This is a genomic window from Microbacterium sp. Z6_144, assembly GCF_057197625.1.
In genome coordinates this window covers 82497-98043 of sequence record NZ_JBXVPT010000002.1, presented here as the reverse complement: position 1 = coordinate 98043, position 15547 = coordinate 82497, and the positions used below count along the sequence as shown (strand labels likewise).

Sequence of the window (15547 nt, the reverse complement as noted above, 5' to 3'; positions counted from 1 at the left end):
CGATTAATTTACGAACGTCCCCCACCCCGGGAACGACGAAGCGCCGACGGACAGCGATTCGCTGCCTGTCGGCGCTTCGGGGAGCGGGCGTGCCCGCGGGGATCAGCCCTGCGCGCGGCGGTTGGGGCGCGCGTTGCCACGCACCACATCGCCGACGCGGAGACCGCCCGAGCGCGAGCCGGATCCGGCGGCACCGGCCGAGCGCGAACCGGCACCGACGGGGGCCGCACCGGCACGGCGACGGCCGTTGCCACCGTTGGATCCTGCCGAGCGCGAGGGCGCAGCATCCGCGGCCGGACGGCTGCCGGAGCGCGAACCGCCGCCGGAGCCGCCGCGAGCGGGACGGTTGCGCTGCCCGCTACCACCCTGCGACGAGCCGCCACCGCGCTGCTGCGGGGCCTGCTCGGGCGCGGGCGTCACGTACGCGGCGACGTCGCCGACGAGGGCGGTGACCTCGGCGGACTCGGGCGTCACCGGGGTGGGCGTCGCGGAGATCGCGGCCTTGCGGAGGATGTCGAGCGTGTCGCGGCGCTGCTCGGGCAGCATCACGGTCACGACGTCACCGGCGCTGCCGGCGCGGGCCGTGCGGCCGGAGCGGTGGAGGTATGCCTTGTGCTCGACGGGCGGGTCGACGTGCACCACGAGGGCGATGTCGTCGACGTGCACGCCGCGGGCGGCCACATCCGTTGCCACCAGCACGCGGGCGGTACCGGCGCTGAACGCGGCGAGGTTGCGGTCACGCGCCGGCTGCGAGAGGTTGCCGTGCAGGTCCACCGACGGGATGCCCGCTGCGGTCAGCGTGCGCGCCAGCTTCTTGGCCTGGTGCTTCGTGCGAGTGAAGAGGATGCGGCGGCTCGACCCCGATGCGAGGGCACGCACGAGGTTGTTCTTGGCCGTGGCATCCGCGGCGACGAAGACGTGGTGCGTCATCGCGGCGACGTGGGAGTTGGCCTCGTCGACCGAGTGCAGCACCTCGTTGCGCAGGAACTTGCGGACGAGCTTGTCGACGCCGTTGTCCAGCGTCGCCGAGAACAGCATGCGCTGTCCGCCGGCGGGGGTGCGGGTGAGCAGGCGCGTCACGCCGGGGAGGAAGCCGAGGTCGGCCATGTGGTCGGCCTCGTCCAGCACGGTGATCTCGATGTCATCCAGGCTCGCGAAGCGCTGGGAGATGAGGTCTTCCAGGCGGCCGGGGCACGCGACGAGGATGTCGACGCCGGCGGCGAGCGCATCCACCTGGCGGCGCTGGTTGACGCCGCCGTAGACGGTCGTGGTCGTCAGGCCGTACGCCGCGGCGAGCGGCTTGATGACGGCGTCGATCTGGTTGGCGAGCTCACGGGTGGGAGCCAGCACGAGCGCGCGGGGCTTGCGGCCCCGGCGGGTGGAGGCGGTGGCGCCGAGGCGGGCAACCAGCGGCAGGGAGAAGGCCAGGGTCTTGCCCGAGCCGGTCTTGCCCCGACCGAGCACGTCGCGCCCGGCGAGGGTGTCGGCGAGGGTGTCGGCCTGGATGGGGAACGCCTCGGTCATGCCCTGCGAAGCGAGGACGTCGACGAGAGGAGCGGGAACGCCGAGATCGGCGAAAGTAGGAGAGGTCATGTGTCTTTCATGCCGGCGCGCAGACGCACACACGGCGATTCGGATGCGGCGCCGTCGGGAAGAGGGCCGCAGTATGGCGAAGGCGTCGGGTGACGCATCCGTTCGCCGTGAAAGTTCGGGCCCGAAGGCCGATGCGTTCGACGACGCAGGGAGCAGAAAAGCTCCGCAGTTCCCCCAGTCTACCGGGCGCCGGAGCCTTCTCGGTTCACGCGGCACGCGAGAGGGCTATAACGCCTTTCGCATCTGCTGCGTGACGACGTCGTAACCGGATGTGGCGTACAGGCCGACGGCTACCGCGTTGCGCGCGAAGACGTTCAATTCGAGCGCCGGCGCCCCCGCAGCCCGCGCCGCCTCCTCCACCGCTGCCAGCAGCGCCCGGCCCCATCCCGATCCGCGGCGCTGCTCGATGACCTCGATGTCCTGGAGGAGCGCGACATCCGGCAGACCTCGCGGATGATCCAGTGACACCCACGCGTGACCCACCGCCTCTCCGGCGGTGTCGGTCGCGTGGAGGATCAGCATCCGAGGCGTATCGACGCCCTGGGGCAGCTGCCGCACGACCGCTTCCCGCGCGAGTTCCACCGACCCGGCCGCGCGCCAGTTGCCGGCCGCCACCTGTTCGTTCGCCAAGAGCCTGGCGACCGTCTCGACCCACCCCTCGTATTCCGCGTCGTTCATCTGCCGCAGCAGCACATCACTCACACCGAAAATCCTGACATCCGGCACATCGTTGGCGCCGTGGTTTCGCAAATCTGTGGATGAGTGCGCCGACGGCCGCGTCAGGCGGCGCGCCAGCATCCGGCGATGTGGTCGTCGACCATCCCGGCGGACTGCATGAGCGCGTACATCGTCGTGGGGCCGACGAATCGGAATCCGCGCTTGCGCAGCGCCGTGCTCATCGCCGTGGACTCGGGCGTGACCGCGGGCATCTGGGCGAACGCCGTCAGCCGCGCGCGCCGGGGCTCCGGGGCGAACGACCACAGCAGCGCGTCGAGCTCGCCCTCGCCCATCTCTGCGACGAGCCGGGCGTTGGAGATGGTGGCGTCGATCTTCGCGCGGTTGCGGATGATGCCGGCATCCTGCATCAGCCGCTCGATGTCGTTCTCGTCGAAGGCGGCGACCCGCGCCGGCTCGAAGCCTGCGAACACCTCGCGGAAACGGGGCCGCTTGCGCAGGATCGTGATCCACGAGAGCCCGGCCTGGAACCCCTCGAGGCTCATCTTCTCGAACAGCGCCCGGTCGCCGTGCAGGGGAACGCCCCACTCCTCGTCGTGATACCGGCGGTACTCCGCGTCATCCCCCGCCCACGCGCAGCGCGGGACGCCGTCGGGTCCGATCCGCACGTCGGTGGTCACCGCGCCACCCTATCGGCGCGCCCGACGTCCGCCCCGCCACCGCTCGACCCGGCACCGCTCGTGCACAACGGCGGAGATTCTCGACAACACGCCGCGACCCCGACGCCGCCGCCGGGGCGCCGGGGTCGATCTCCGCCGTTGTGCACGCAGCACGGCATGGGCCGCGGCGTTGTGCACGCCGCACGGCATGGGCCGCGGCGGCACGGCACGCGCCACACGGCCCGGGGCGGGCACGGCCGGGGCGGGGAGCCCCGGGCATTCATCCAGATACGCAGGAGATGGTGGTCGGGTGAGCTCAGCCGACCACCATCCCGAGACCGTTGCCGCCGATGTCCTGGAGGCCCGGCTCGATGACCGGCGGATGCATCCGATCGCCAAGGCCGCACGCGTGGTCGCGACCTTCGCGATCGGGGTGCTCAGCGGCGGGGTCGGCACCGACGAGACCCTCCCCGGGATGGACCTCGTCGTCGCGCGCAAAGACACCGGTGCGGAGGTCGTCCGGCTCGCCGCCGGTCAGCCGCAGGAGGCCGACCGCATGCTGCAGTCCACCCGCCGCGACCTCGACGCCATGACCGTGGAACAGTTCGTGCGGTCATGGCGCGTCGTCGAGAACTGACCTACTTCTTCGCGGGCTTGGTCTCCGGCACCGGCGCGTTCCCGGATGCGGCCAGCGCGGCGTAGTACGCCGCCGCCTCATCCTGGCGCGCCTGCTCCGCGCCGGACGCGATGGGGGCGCGCACGTGCTCCGGCTCGTACCCGAAGGCGTCGACGAGGTCCTGGGCGTGGGGCCGCAGCCGCAGGCACAACCGGTCGATGTAGCTGGACACCGCCGCCGCACGCTGCGCGGACAGCCGGCCGTGGATGAGGTGCCACGAGAGGTGCTTCTCGATGACGCTCAGCCCGAAGAGATCGCGGAGCCACGTGAGCACCTGCTTCGTGCCGGCGTCCTCGGTGCGGTTCACCGCATCCGTGAACGCCTCCCAGTGCAGCAGCTCGCCGTGCGCCCGGGCCGCCTCGATGAGCTCGGACTGGTTGGCGTTGAACAGCGCGGCGGCCTCTTCGGGCGACAGCTTGGAGGCTGGGCGCAGCCGCCCCGCGATGTCGGCGACCATCTGCTGTACCCGGCCGGCGATCAGCTCGTGCTGCTGATCGGCGCGCAGCCCGCGCTCGACCGAGCGCGCCGTCGACCCGAAGTCGCTGACCGCCTGGCCAAGCTGGCGGAGACCCGCACCGTGGAAGACCTTGCCGGCGGTCTGGCCGACGGCGAATGCGGCCAGGGCCTTGGCATCCTTGCCCTTGAACTGCGCGGCGTAGTCCGACAGCAGGCGCTTACCCACCAGCTGCAGCAGGACGTTGTTGTCCCCCTCGAATGTCGCAAAGATGTCGAGGTCCTGCCGGAGGCTCACGAGACGGTTCTCGAAGAGGAACCCCGCCCCGCCGCAGGCTTCGCGCGCCTCCTGGAGGGTGTCCAGGGCGTGCCAGGTCGAGAGGGGCTTGAGCGCCGCGGCGAGGGTCTCGAGGTCTTGCCGATCTTCGTCGGTGTCGGTACGGCCGCTGAAGACGGCGTCGAACTTCTGGAGGAACTCGTCGTGCGCGAAGATCTGCGCGTAGGTCGTCGCCAGGCGCGGCAGCAGCCGGCGCTGGTGCTTGCCATAGTCCAGCAGCACGACCTCCGGGGTGCCCCGGCCGGAGTCGAACTGGCGGCGCTGGTTGCCGTACGTGATCGCGATCTTCAGGCCGAGGGCCGATGCCCAGGCGGCAGCACCGTCGAGGGAGATGCGGCCCTGCACGAGCGTTCCGAGCATCGTGAAGAAGCGGCGTCCGGGGCTGGAGATGTCGCTCGTGTACGTGCCGTCGGGGGCGACGTCGCCGTAACGGTTGAGGAGGTTCGTGCGCGGGACGCGCACGTTGTCGAAGTGCAGGCGGCCGTTGTCGATGCCGTTGAGGCCGCCCTTCAGGCCGTCGTCCTCCCCGCCGATCCCGGGCAGGAACTGCCCGTTCTCGTCGCGGAGCGGGACGTAGAAGCAGTGCACGCCGTGGTTGACGCCGTTGGTGATGAGCTGCGCGAAGACGGTCGCGGCGACGCCGTGCAGGGCCGCGTTGCCGAGGTAGTCCTTCCACGCACCGCGGAACGGCGTGTGAATCACGAATTCCTCGGTCGCGGGATCGTAGGTCGCCGTGGTGCCCACGGCCGCGACATCCGATCCGTGTCCGGTCTCGGTCATGGCGAAGGCGCCGGGGATCTCCAGGCTCATGATGCCGGGCAGCCACTTCTCGTGGTGCTCGGCGTTGCCCAGCTGCAGCACCGCGGCACCGAACAGGCCCCACTGCACGCCCGATTTGATCTGGAGGCTCGGGTCGGCCACGACGAGCTCTTCGAACCCGGCGATGTTTCCGCCGTTGTCGTCGGAGCCCCCGAAACGCTTCGGGAAAGCACGGTGCACGGCCTTCTTCTGGACGAGCAGGTGCAGCTGGGTGAGCACGCGCTCGCGGTGCTCGTCCATGGATAGGCCGTCGACACGCCAGTACGCGGGGTCCTTGATCATCTCGCGGGCGGTGCGGCGGGTGTCAGCCCAGGTGCCGAGGAGCATGTCGGTCACCGCGGCGACATCGATCTGCGATTCGGATGCCTCGGCAGCCGTGTGCGCCGCGGTGGGTGCACCGCCCGCGGGCGTGCGCTGATCTTCGGCGGGAGTAGTGGGACGGATGGCGGCATCAGCCATATTCGAGACCTTTCGGCAAGACGCGGATCGACCATCACCGTAGGACTTCCTACAAGCTGCGGCCAACTCCGGTGGCCCTTTCCCACAAAGTCTCCGCGCTCCCCGAGCCCCCTCCCTTGTGCCTTCCGACAGTCCCCTCGCCGCCCTCACGGTTACGGACGACTTTTGTCGCTTCGGGCCCCTCCCACAACGACGAAACCGTCCGTCACCGGTGGCGCATCGGACGGGGGCGATGTCGGTGGGCGGCGGGACACTGGACCCATGCGCGATGAGAGCGTGACCCTGCGCCGGTGGGGGCCGGACGACCTGCCGCTGCTGGAGGCGGCAAACACTCCGGAGATGACGCGACTGATCGCCGGGCCGGAAACGGCGGAACAGCTCCGGGATCGCCACGCCCGCTACCTCCGTTTGAACGACGCGGGCGAGGCATGGATGTTCCGCATCGAGGTTGGCGGCGAGCCGGCCGGGGGAATCGGCTTCTGGTCGATCGAGCACGACGGCGCGGCCGCGTACGAGGCCGGCTGGAACGTGCTTCCGCCCTGGCAGGGCCGCGGCGTCGCGCGGGGGGCGGTCCGGCTTCTGCTGCGGTACGTCGCGGATGACTCGCCCCACCGCGATCACCTGTACGCGTACCCCGACGCCGCGAACGCCGCATCCAACGCCCTGTGCCGTTCCGCGGGCTTCGCCGACGTGGGTGAGCGCGACTACCCCTACCGGGACGCCGTCCTGCACGTTCGCGTCTGGGAGCTGGATCTGACTCCGCTGTCGCTCGGCGGGCGCACGCCCGATGTCGAGGAGAGCTTCAGCGAGCTCGACCCGGCCCGATGGTGGCCGTACTACACGCCGCACTGGTCGTCTCGGGCTCGAACGGCCGCGCGGTACGAGCTCGATGACACCGGACTCGTGCTGCGCGTCGACGCCGAGACCGCCCCGTGGGCGCCGCAGCTCGACGGGGAGGTGCGGGTGTCGCATCTGCAGACCGGGCAGTTCAGCGGCGGCGTCGGCTCGGCGATCGGCCAGCACCGGTTCCGCGACGACTTGATCGTGCAGGAGGAGCAGCCGCGCCATCGCGGCTGGCTCGTGCGGCAGGGCGTGATCGCGGCACGGTTCGCCGCAATCCGTCACCCGGACGCGATGGTGGCGCTCTGGCCGATCGGGTTCGAGGAACGGCCCGACGACTGCGGCGAGATCTGCATCGCGGAGATCTTCGGATCAGAGCTCGACGACTCCGGAGGCCGGGTGGGGGTGGGGGTCAAGGCGCAGCGCGATCCGCGACTGCGGACCGACTTCGACAAGGTCCGGGTCCGCGGCGACCTCACCGCGATGCACGACTACGCCGTCGCGTGGACGCCCGAGCGTTTGCGCTTCTTCATCGACGGGAGATGGGTGAAGACGGTCGGACAGCGGATCGACTACCCCGTGCAGCTGATGCTCGACGTCTACGAGCTCCCCGGCGCAGCGCCGCGCGACGTGTCGCAGCATCCCCTGCTCTTCCGGGTGGGGCGCATCGCCTCGTACCCGCCGGCGCCCAGCCGCGAGAAACCACAATCCGGCTGAGAAACAACGCGACGCGGCCTTTCTCGTCCGGGATGTCGTTTCTCGGGGAGGGCGCGGATCAGTCGCCGCCCCGGAAGAAGCGGTCACCGGTTGCACGAAGCTGTCTCTGCACGTCCCGGGCGTAGGAGATGGGCGGGGTCGCGGTCTCGGTCTCCCGCACGAAGTAGCGGCCGGTGACGCCGTCCAGTGCGGGGTCGAGGGCAAGGCGGAGGATGGCGGCGGCGCCCTGCTCGGGGGTGAGCAGGGCGCGCCGGATCAGCCCCCTCAGCGGGCGGAGAGGGGCAGGGATGAGCGCGTCGACGATGCCGGTGGCGACGATGCCGGGGTGGACGGCGTTGACGGTGGCCTCACCGGCGAAGGTCTCGGCGAAGCCGTAGCCGGCGGCGACGGTCAGCAACTTCGCCCGCGCGTAGGCCTCGAACGGCACGAAGCCGTCTGCGGGGTTCAGCCGCGTGAGGTCGCTCAGCTCTCCGGGATCGAGCGTGGCGGGGCGCGGCCTGCCGAGAAGCTTCACCCGGCGGCTGTCGCGGAGCGTGTCGGAGGCGACGTTCACGACCCTGGCTCGGCCCCGTCGAAGGTGCCCGTCGAGCAGCGTGGTGAGCCCGAACGCTGCCAGGTAGTCCACGGCGATGTGCATCTCGATGCCGTCGGGCGAGAGCCGGTGCTCGTTGTAGTGCGCGCCGGCGTTGTTGACCAGGACATGGACGGCGTCGTGACTCTCGGCGATCGCGCTCGCGATGCGGGTGATGCCCTCACGGTGCGACAGGTCGCCGACGATCACCGACCCGCGGCCACGGCCCGCCGCCGTGAGCTCGGCACGAAGTGCGCCGGCACGAGCCGCATCTCTGGCAACGGCGACGACGCTCATGCCGCGTCGAGCAAGTGCCAGGGCGATGACTCGCCCCATGCCCCCGGTGGCACCGGTGACCACCGCGATGCGTTCCGGCTCGCTCATTGCCGGATCCGCGGGTATCGGCGGATGAACTGGGCTTCCGCCGCCTCGCGGACCAGGAAATCGGCGAGGTCGGCCCGCCCGATGGAGTGCCACAGCCGGATGGGGAGATCCTCCCCGGTGCGATAGGTGCCCGTTGCGGGGGTCTCCTTCAGCATCGGCGGCCGGACGATCGTCCACTCGAGGCGGGAGGCGGCGATGAGCGGCTCCATCGACTCCTTGTCCTTCATCTTCTCGCCCACCCGCGACCACACCGCCCGGGAGTAGAGCGATCGATCATGGGTCTCCCGCACCCCGTGCGCACTCACGGCGATCAAGCGGGTGGCTCCGGCCGCCGCCATCGCAGGGATGAGCGCGGCCATCGCGTCAGTGCAGACCGTGGTGGGCCCCTTCTCGGCACCGCCCAGCGCACTGATCACCGCATCCACGCCCCGGAGGGCGGCGGTCAGCTTTGCGCCATCGGTGACGTCCGGCCACACCACCTCGCGCAGTCCTGCGGAGGCTGCGAATGACCCCTCCCGCCGCACGAGGGCTACCACCCGGTGCCCGCCACGACGTGCTCGTGCCACCACCTGCCGACCGGTGCGTCCCGTCGCGCCGAGCACCGCGATGGTGGTCTCTGATACGTCTCGTCTCATAGATGGGAGTGTGGCACGGATCGCCCTATGAGTCAATAAGTCTCATAGAGTGGAGTGATGAGGAACGAGACCGACCCTCGCTTTTTGCGGAGCCGCCAGGCGATCCTGGATGCCGCACGCGAGCTCTTGCTCGCGCACGGGCCCGCCGCGGTCACGCCCCACCACATCGCGGCGCACGCCGGCATCGGCCGTGCCACCGTGTACCGGCACTGGCCGCAGACCGAGCAACTCCTCGCCGAAGCGATGGCCACGGTCCCCATGCCGTTCTTCGACGCCCCCGCCTCTCCGTTCCGCGAGTGGCTGATGCGCGAACTGACCTCCCTGGCGCGCCAACTCGAGAGCGATGCCGTGCGCGCCGTCGCCACGACCCTCGCCAACGCCGCCCTCTGGAACCCCGGCATGGATGCCAGGCGCGCCGGGTTCGCCCGCGTCCTCTCGGACAAACTCGCCGCCGCGCTCACGGAAGCGGAGCGGCTCGGCGAACTCTCGTCGTGGGTGGGGCCCGAGACGAGCACCGCCCTCGCCGTTGGTCCGCTCTACTATCGGGCGACCATCGAGCGCGCACCCGCCGACGACGCTCTGATCGAGCGCTGCGTCGACTCCCTCGGCACCTGGCGCGCACACACCTGACCCGCGCCACCCGCCGGCGCCCAGCCGCGAGAAACAACATCCCGGACGAGAACCCACGCGTCGCGGCCTTTCTCGTCCGGATCGTCGTTTCTCGCGGCGGACGCGGCGGCGGACGCGACGGCGGAGAGCCGCGGGTCAGTGGGCGGCGACGACGGCGAGGATGCTGTCGCCGTAGGCCTCGCGCTTCTTCGCGCCGATGCCGGTGACGCCGTCGAGATCGGCGAGCGACGCGGGGCGGGCGGCGGCGAGCGCGCGCAGGGTCGCGTCGCCGAACACGATGTACGCGGGGACGCCCTGCTCGCGCGCCTGCTCCGCGCGCCACGCGCGCAGCGCCTCGAACAGATCGCGGTCACCGGCATCGACCGACTCGGCCGCCGACGATTTGCGCACGCGCGCACCGCCCCCGCCCGCACGGCCGAGCGTGTCACGCCGCAGCGGCACCGGGGTCTCGCCGCGGAGGACGCTCCCGCTCGACTCCGTCAGGGCGAGGGTGCCGTAGTCACCGCGGCCCACGAGCAGTCCCCGCGCGAGGAGCTGGCGGATGACGCTGCGCCAATCCTGGTCGGAGAGGTCGGCGCCGATGCCGTAGGTGGAGAGCTTGTCGTGGCCCTGCTGCGTGATCCGCTCGGTGCGCGCGCCGCGGAGGATGTCGACGAGGTGACCGGCGCCGTAGGACTGGCCGCGCTCCCGCTGCAGTCGCACGATGGTCGACAGGAGCTTCTGTGCGGCGACGAGTCCGTCCCACGTCTCAGGCGGCTCCAGGCACGTGTCGCAGTTGCCGCACGGACCGGCTTCCTCGCCGAAGTACGCCAGGAGGTTCTGCCGGCGGCACGCCACCGTTTCGCACAGCCCGAGCATCGCCTCGAGGTGCTGCCCGAGGCGCATCTTGAAGGTGCGGTCGCCCGGGGACTGGTCGATCATGCGGCGCTGCTGCACGACGTCGCCCAGTCCATACGCCAGCCATGCGACTGCCGGCTCGCCGTCGCGACCAGCGCGGCCGGTCTCCTGGTAGTAGCCCTCGACCGATTTCGGCAGGTCGATGTGCGCGACGAAGCGCACGTCGGGCTTGTCGATCCCCATGCCGAAGGCGATGGTGGCGACCATCACGACACCGTCCTCGCGAAGGAACTTCGACTGGTTCGCCGCCCGCACCGATCCATCCAGGCCCGCGTGATACGGCAGCGCGTCGATGCCCTGCGTGCGCAGGAACTCCGCCGTCTGGTCGACGGTCTTGCGGCTGAGGGCGTAGACGATGCCGGCCGACCCCTCCGGCTGCGCGCGGATGAAGGCGGCCAGCTGCTTGCGCGGCTCCACCTTGGGTGCGATGCGGTACTGGATGTTGGGACGGTCGAAGCTCGCGACGAACCGACGGGCGTCGTCCAGTCGCAGCCGCTCGACGATCTCGCGCGCCGTCGCGGGTGTCGCCGTGGCGGTGAGCGCCATGCGCGGAACACCGGGGAACCGGTCGGCCAGGTCGCCGAGCGCGAGGTAGTCGGGCCGGAAGTCGTGGCCCCACTGCGAGACGCAGTGCGCCTCGTCGATCGCGATGACACTCAGCCGACCGCGGGCGAGGAGGTTCAGCGTCTGCGCACCGTTGAGCCGCTCGGGCGCGACGTAGAGGAGGTCGAGGGTGCCGGCGAGGTACGCCTGCTCGACGGCCTGCCGTTCGCCGGGGCTCTGCGTGGAGTTGAGGTACGCGGCCCGCACACCGTTGGCCACGAGCGCGTCGACCTGGTCGTGCATGAGCGCGATGAGGGGGCTGACCACGAGGCCCGTGCCGGGCCGGACGAGGGCCGGCACCTGGTACGTGACGCTCTTGCCGCCGCCGGTGGGCATGAGCACCACCGCATCCCCGCCGTCGATCACGTGCGAGACCACGTCGGCCTGATCGCCGCGGAACACGTCGTAGCCGTAGACCTCGTGCAGCACCTCGCGCGCGTCGCGCCCTGCGAAGTCGCGCGTGGCGAGGTCGAGACCCGCGGATGACGCGCCGCCGAGAGCCGTGCGGGCGGAGGCCGCGGGTGACGCACGCGGGCGGAATGCGGCCGGTGCGTCCATGGGCGGGGGCGGCACGTCGAGGTCGTCCGGCGGCGCGAGGTCGTCGGGGTTCCAGTCCATCCCGGCGTAGGGGTCGTCGGGCGGCACGTCGGCGTACGGATCGCCGTACGCGGGGTCGGAGCCGGCGAACGTCACCCGTCCACGGTAACCCGGCCCGCCGACGCTCCGGGACCGCGATCCCCACCCCGCGGACGCCGCGGCGCGGCGTGGTGCCTGTGGATGGCGCGGCCTCGCGCCGCCCGACCCGTCCAGCAGGGCCCAGCGAGCCCGGCGCCCGTCCCGCACTGCGCCGCAGCGCCCTCAGGTCTCGGGGGTGTGCAGGCGGGCGAGGAAGCGCTCGGTGCGAAGGGGCACGCCGCGGCGATCCCGCAGCGAGACGACCACGATCACGGCGGTGGAGAGGGGGATCGTCCACGCCCCGGGCTGCGTGAAGACCACCGACCACGCCCCGGCGTCCCTCGCCAGCGCCCCGCCGATGAGCGCGCCGCCGCACGAGATCGCGCCCACCACCATCCCGGCCACCGCGCCACGAGCGGTGAGCCCCCGCCACCACACGCCCAGCAGCAGCACGGGCGAGAGGCTCGAGGCGGCGAAGACGAAGACCAGACCGACGGTGGAGACGAGCCCGTCCGGGACGGCCACGAGGGCGACGACCAGCGGCACCGCCGTGCACAGGAGCGCCGAGAGTCGGAACGAGCGGACGCTCCCGCCGAAGAGGTCCTGGCTGACCACTCCGGCCAGCGACACCACGAGCCCGGACGAGGTCGCCAGGAACGCGGCGAAGGCCCCCGCCACGATGAGGGCAGTGAGGAGCTCGCCGAGGAGCCCCGGGAAGACGCGCGAGGGAAGAGCCAGCACGACCGCATCGGCCACGCCGGGCTCCGCCATGTCGGGCGCCACGACGCGGGCGACCAGCCCCAGGGTCGACGACACCGCGTAGAACGCCCCGACCATGCCGACGACGAGGACCGTGGTCCGGCGCGCCGACCCGCCGTCGGGGCTCGTGTAGAAGCGCACCAGCACGTGCGGCAGGCCGATCGTGCCCAGCAGCAGCGCCACCATGAGGGATGCGGTGGCATACGTGTTCGCGCCCGCCGGTCCTCGATCGGGCGGGAAGACGACCTGGGGGTCGACGTCGTAGCCGCCCCCGCTGAGCGCGACGAGCAGGAACACGGCCGGGACCAGGAGCGCGGTGAGCTTGAGCCAGTACTGGAACGCCTGCACGGCGGTGATCGCGCGCATCCCGCCGGCGGCCACGATGCCGGCCACGAGCACCGCGACGAGGGCGGCTCCCATCCACGGGGGCACGTGGGCGACCACACCGAGGGTGATCGCCGCGCCGTGCAGCTGCGGCACGATGTAGAGCCAGCCGATGATCAGCACCACGATGCTCGTCACGCGCCGGGCGGCGAGCGACTCCAGCCGGGCGTGCACGAAGTCGGGGATCGTGTAGGCGCCGCTGCGGCGGAGCGGCGCGGCCACGAACAGCAGCACGAGCAGATAACCGGCGGCGTAGCCGACGGGAAACCAGAATCCCTCGGCTCCGGAGAGCAGCACGAGGCCGGCCAGCCCGAGGAACGTGCCGGCGGAGAGGTACTCCCCGCTGATGGCCGAGGCGTTCCAGACCGGCCGGACGCTCCGCGAGGCGACGAAGAAGTCGCTCGTGGTGCGGGAGAGCCGGATGCCGGCGAACCCCAGCACCGCGGTGACCAGGACGAGGAGGCCGATCGCCGTGAGGTCGAAGAGCGGATTCACGACTCGTGCCCGGGTTCCACCAGCGCGCGATAGCGCCGCTCGTTGCGGCTGGCACCGCGGGCGTACACGATCGCGAACACCAGGATGATCGGGTAGAACCCGTAGGCGTGCAGCAGCCACGACAGCGGCACCCCGAACAGCACGGGGTCGGCGACGGCCGGCAGCAGGTGGAGCACGGCGGTCAGCGCACCGGCGACGACCAGGAAACCGAGCAGGCACGCGACGGCCAGGCGCAGCTGAGCGCGCACGAGCCCGCGGGAGAACACCGCGTCGGCCTCGTCGGTGCGGGAGCCGGGAAGCGCGATCCCGCGGGTGGCCGTCCGCGCGGAGCGGCGCGCCTCGGATGCGGTGACCCGAACACGCGCGGGCGGGCGATCGCCGCTCATCCGCGTGACCGATCGGGCCGCACGAGGGCATCACGCACCGCCGGAACGAGGCGCCGGCTCACGGGCAGCTCGATCTCGGCGAGCGCCACGGTGGGGCTTGCCCCCGCCAGGCGCACCAGCACCACCGCATCCCGGTGCACGAGATACGAGCGGTGCACCCGCACGAACCCCGCCCCCGACCACCTCTCGGCGAGGTCGGAGAGGGGGATGCGCACCAGGTGGTCGTCGCCACCCGTGGTCCACAGGCGGGAATAGTCGCCCTGCGCCTGCACCCACCGGATGTCGCTGCGACGCACCATCCGCGTGGTCGCCCCCACCGTCACGGGGATCGTCTCGTCGTCGGCGGCCTCCTCGGTGCCGGCGGACCAGTCGAGCGCCCGGCCGACCGCCCGTCGCAGCCGCTCGACCCGCACGGGTTTGAGCACATAGTCCACCGCGTCGAGGTCGAATGCCTCGACCGCCCCGGCGTCGTCCGCGGTGACGAAGACGACCGCCGGTCGAGTCCGCAGGCGCGCGAACGATCGCACGAGCTCGAACCCGCTGAGGCCGGGCATGTGGATGTCGAGGAACGCCGCCTGCACGATTCCCGACTCGAGGATGCCGAGCGCCTCGGCACCGTTTCGCGCCGTGTGCACCGCGCCGACGCGCTCGTCTGCGCGGAGGAGTGCCGCCAGCTCCTCGAGGGCGGGCGGCTCGTCATCGGCGACGAGCACGTCGAGGGTCATCCCACACCCGTATCGTGCAGCGGCTGCGACTTCGGCACGCGCATGCGCACCAAAGTACCCGCGCCGAGGTTCGTCTCCACCACGAGCCCGCCGCCGCTGCCGTAGAGCTGGCGCAGGCGCGTGTCGACGTTGCGGAGACCCACGTGCGGGGAGGACGCGTCGGCGTCCAGCAGCGCGGCGAGCTCGGTCGGATCCATCCCCGCCCCGTCGTCCTCGACGGTGATCTCGGTGTGCGTGCCGTCATCCAGCGATGCCAGCGTGATGACGCCGCCGTGCTCGCCGGGCTCGAGCCCGTGGCGCACGGCGTTCTCCACGAGCGGCTGTACGGAGAGGAAGGGGATGACCGTGGTGAGGGTCTCCGGAGCGACCCGCAGCCGCACGGTGAGGCGTTCCCCGAAGCGTGCGCGCTCGAGCTCGAGGTACGAATGGATGCTGCGCAGCTCCTCGGCGAGCGTGGTGAATTCGCCCTGACGGCGGAAGGAGTACCGCGTGAAGTCGGCGAACTCCAGGACGAGGTCGCGCGCCCGCGGCGGATCGGTCGAGATGAAGGACGCGATCGCGGTGAGGGCGTTGAAGATGAAGTGCGGGCTGATCTGCGCGCGCAGGGCACGCAGCTCGGCTTCGGCCAGCGCCGTGCGCGAGGAATCCAGCTCTCCCAGCGCCAGCTGGGCGGCGCACCATCCGGCGACGTCCCCCGCCGCCCGCACGAGCGGACCGCGCACGGGCGCGGCGAAGGCGACGATCGCGCCCCACGTCGCTCCGTCCACGACGATCGGCGCGCCCACCGCATCCAGCGCCGCCCCGTCGGGATGCGGGAACACCTGCCGTCGCCCGGTCTCGCGCACCCGCGCCGCGATGCGGCGGGCGGCGGCTTCGAGGTCGTCGGCGCCGTCGAGGGCGACGGCATCCCCCGGCCCCACGAGGGCGACGGCGGGACTGCCCAGCAGCGTCCGCAGGTGCCGCACGGCCCGGTGCGTGTCGGGTTCTGCCCGGCCGCCGCGGAGCGCCGCGGCGGCCTGTGCGGCGACGTGCAGCGTGCGGTGCGTCGCCCGCTCCGCATCGCTGCCGAGGTCGCGTGACGCGTGCCCCAGGCGCCGGACGAACACCAGGGCGAGGGTCAGGAGCACACCGGCAGCGACTCCGACGGCCCCGCTGATCAGCGCGGCGTCCGGCAT

Annotated in this window: 14 protein-coding genes; 3 read left to right on the top strand and 11 right to left on the bottom strand. The window is 71.7% G+C overall.

Annotated elements, in window-relative coordinates; genetic code table 11:
* Nucleotides 1-102: 102 nt before the first annotated feature.
* The 3 genes from AC2DGY_RS12605 to AC2DGY_RS12595 form a co-directional block, all read right to left on the bottom strand.
* The gene (locus AC2DGY_RS12605; RefSeq protein WP_484510101.1) at nt 103-1593 is read right to left on the bottom strand and encodes a DEAD/DEAH box helicase; all 1491 of its coding nucleotides are present in this window, start codon (nt 1591-1593) and stop codon (nt 103-105) included.
* A gap of 225 nt (nt 1594-1818) precedes the next feature.
* Nucleotides 1819-2295: a GNAT family N-acetyltransferase gene (locus AC2DGY_RS12600; RefSeq protein ID WP_484510100.1), complete on the bottom strand. Its 477-nt coding sequence runs from the start codon at nt 2293-2295 to the stop codon at nt 1819-1821.
* A 77-nt stretch (nt 2296-2372) separates the two neighbouring features.
* Nucleotides 2373-2948 (bottom strand): DNA-3-methyladenine glycosylase I, encoded by a 576-nt coding sequence (locus AC2DGY_RS12595; protein ID WP_484510099.1) that lies wholly within the window; start codon nt 2946-2948, stop codon nt 2373-2375.
* 289 nt (nt 2949-3237) lie between these two features.
* On the opposite strand from AC2DGY_RS12595, the gene AC2DGY_RS12590 reads away from it, so the two are divergent.
* Complete coding sequence (locus tag AC2DGY_RS12590; protein ID WP_484510098.1) at nt 3238-3564, top strand: hypothetical protein; 327 nt, start codon at nt 3238-3240, stop codon at nt 3562-3564.
* 1 nt (nt 3565) lies between these two features.
* On the opposite strand, the gene AC2DGY_RS12585 is transcribed toward AC2DGY_RS12590, so the two are convergent.
* The gene (locus AC2DGY_RS12585; RefSeq protein WP_484510097.1) at nt 3566-5671 is read right to left on the bottom strand and encodes an acyl-CoA dehydrogenase family protein; all 2106 of its coding nucleotides are present in this window, start codon (nt 5669-5671) and stop codon (nt 3566-3568) included.
* A gap of 261 nt (nt 5672-5932) precedes the next feature.
* On the opposite strand from AC2DGY_RS12585, the gene AC2DGY_RS12580 reads away from it, so the two are divergent.
* Nucleotides 5933-7228, top strand: coding sequence for a GNAT family N-acetyltransferase (locus tag AC2DGY_RS12580; protein ID WP_484510096.1), 1296 nt, complete (start codon nt 5933-5935; stop codon nt 7226-7228).
* 58 nt (nt 7229-7286) lie between these two features.
* Here AC2DGY_RS12580 and AC2DGY_RS12575 read toward each other — a convergent pair whose 3' ends face one another.
* Both AC2DGY_RS12575 and AC2DGY_RS12570 read right to left on the bottom strand, forming a co-directional pair.
* Complete coding sequence (locus AC2DGY_RS12575) at nt 7287-8183, bottom strand: SDR family NAD(P)-dependent oxidoreductase (protein ID WP_484510095.1); 897 nt, start codon at nt 8181-8183, stop codon at nt 7287-7289.
* A complete protein-coding gene (locus AC2DGY_RS12570; RefSeq protein ID WP_484510094.1) occupies nt 8180-8818 on the bottom strand; it encodes an NAD(P)-dependent oxidoreductase in 639 nt (212 codons plus the stop codon). Before AC2DGY_RS12570 ends, AC2DGY_RS12575 begins: the two co-directional genes overlap by 4 nt.
* A gap of 57 nt (nt 8819-8875) precedes the next feature.
* Here AC2DGY_RS12570 and AC2DGY_RS12565 point away from each other — a divergent pair, with 57 nt between their 5' ends.
* Nucleotides 8876-9448, top strand: coding sequence for a TetR/AcrR family transcriptional regulator (locus AC2DGY_RS12565; RefSeq protein WP_484510093.1), 573 nt, complete (start codon nt 8876-8878; stop codon nt 9446-9448).
* 135 nt (nt 9449-9583) lie between these two features.
* Here AC2DGY_RS12565 and recQ read toward each other — a convergent pair whose 3' ends face one another.
* The 5 genes from recQ to AC2DGY_RS12540 form a co-directional block, all read right to left on the bottom strand.
* Nucleotides 9584-11566, bottom strand: a complete 1983-nt coding sequence (gene recQ, locus AC2DGY_RS12560; RefSeq protein ID WP_484510609.1) for a DNA helicase RecQ — start codon at nt 11564-11566, stop codon at nt 9584-9586.
* 240 nt (nt 11567-11806) lie between these two features.
* Nucleotides 11807-13261, bottom strand: coding sequence for a sodium/solute symporter (locus tag AC2DGY_RS12555; RefSeq protein WP_484510092.1), 1455 nt, complete (start codon nt 13259-13261; stop codon nt 11807-11809).
* Complete coding sequence (locus AC2DGY_RS12550) at nt 13258-13647, bottom strand: heavy metal transporter (protein ID WP_484510091.1); 390 nt, start codon at nt 13645-13647, stop codon at nt 13258-13260. The genes AC2DGY_RS12555 and AC2DGY_RS12550 overlap by 4 nt, the downstream gene beginning before the upstream one ends.
* A complete protein-coding gene (locus AC2DGY_RS12545; RefSeq protein WP_484510090.1) occupies nt 13644-14372 on the bottom strand; it encodes a LytR/AlgR family response regulator transcription factor in 729 nt (242 codons plus the stop codon). The genes AC2DGY_RS12550 and AC2DGY_RS12545 overlap by 4 nt, the downstream gene beginning before the upstream one ends.
* Nucleotides 14369-15547: a sensor histidine kinase gene (locus AC2DGY_RS12540; RefSeq protein WP_484510089.1), complete on the bottom strand. Its 1179-nt coding sequence runs from the start codon at nt 15545-15547 to the stop codon at nt 14369-14371. The genes AC2DGY_RS12545 and AC2DGY_RS12540 overlap by 4 nt, the downstream gene beginning before the upstream one ends.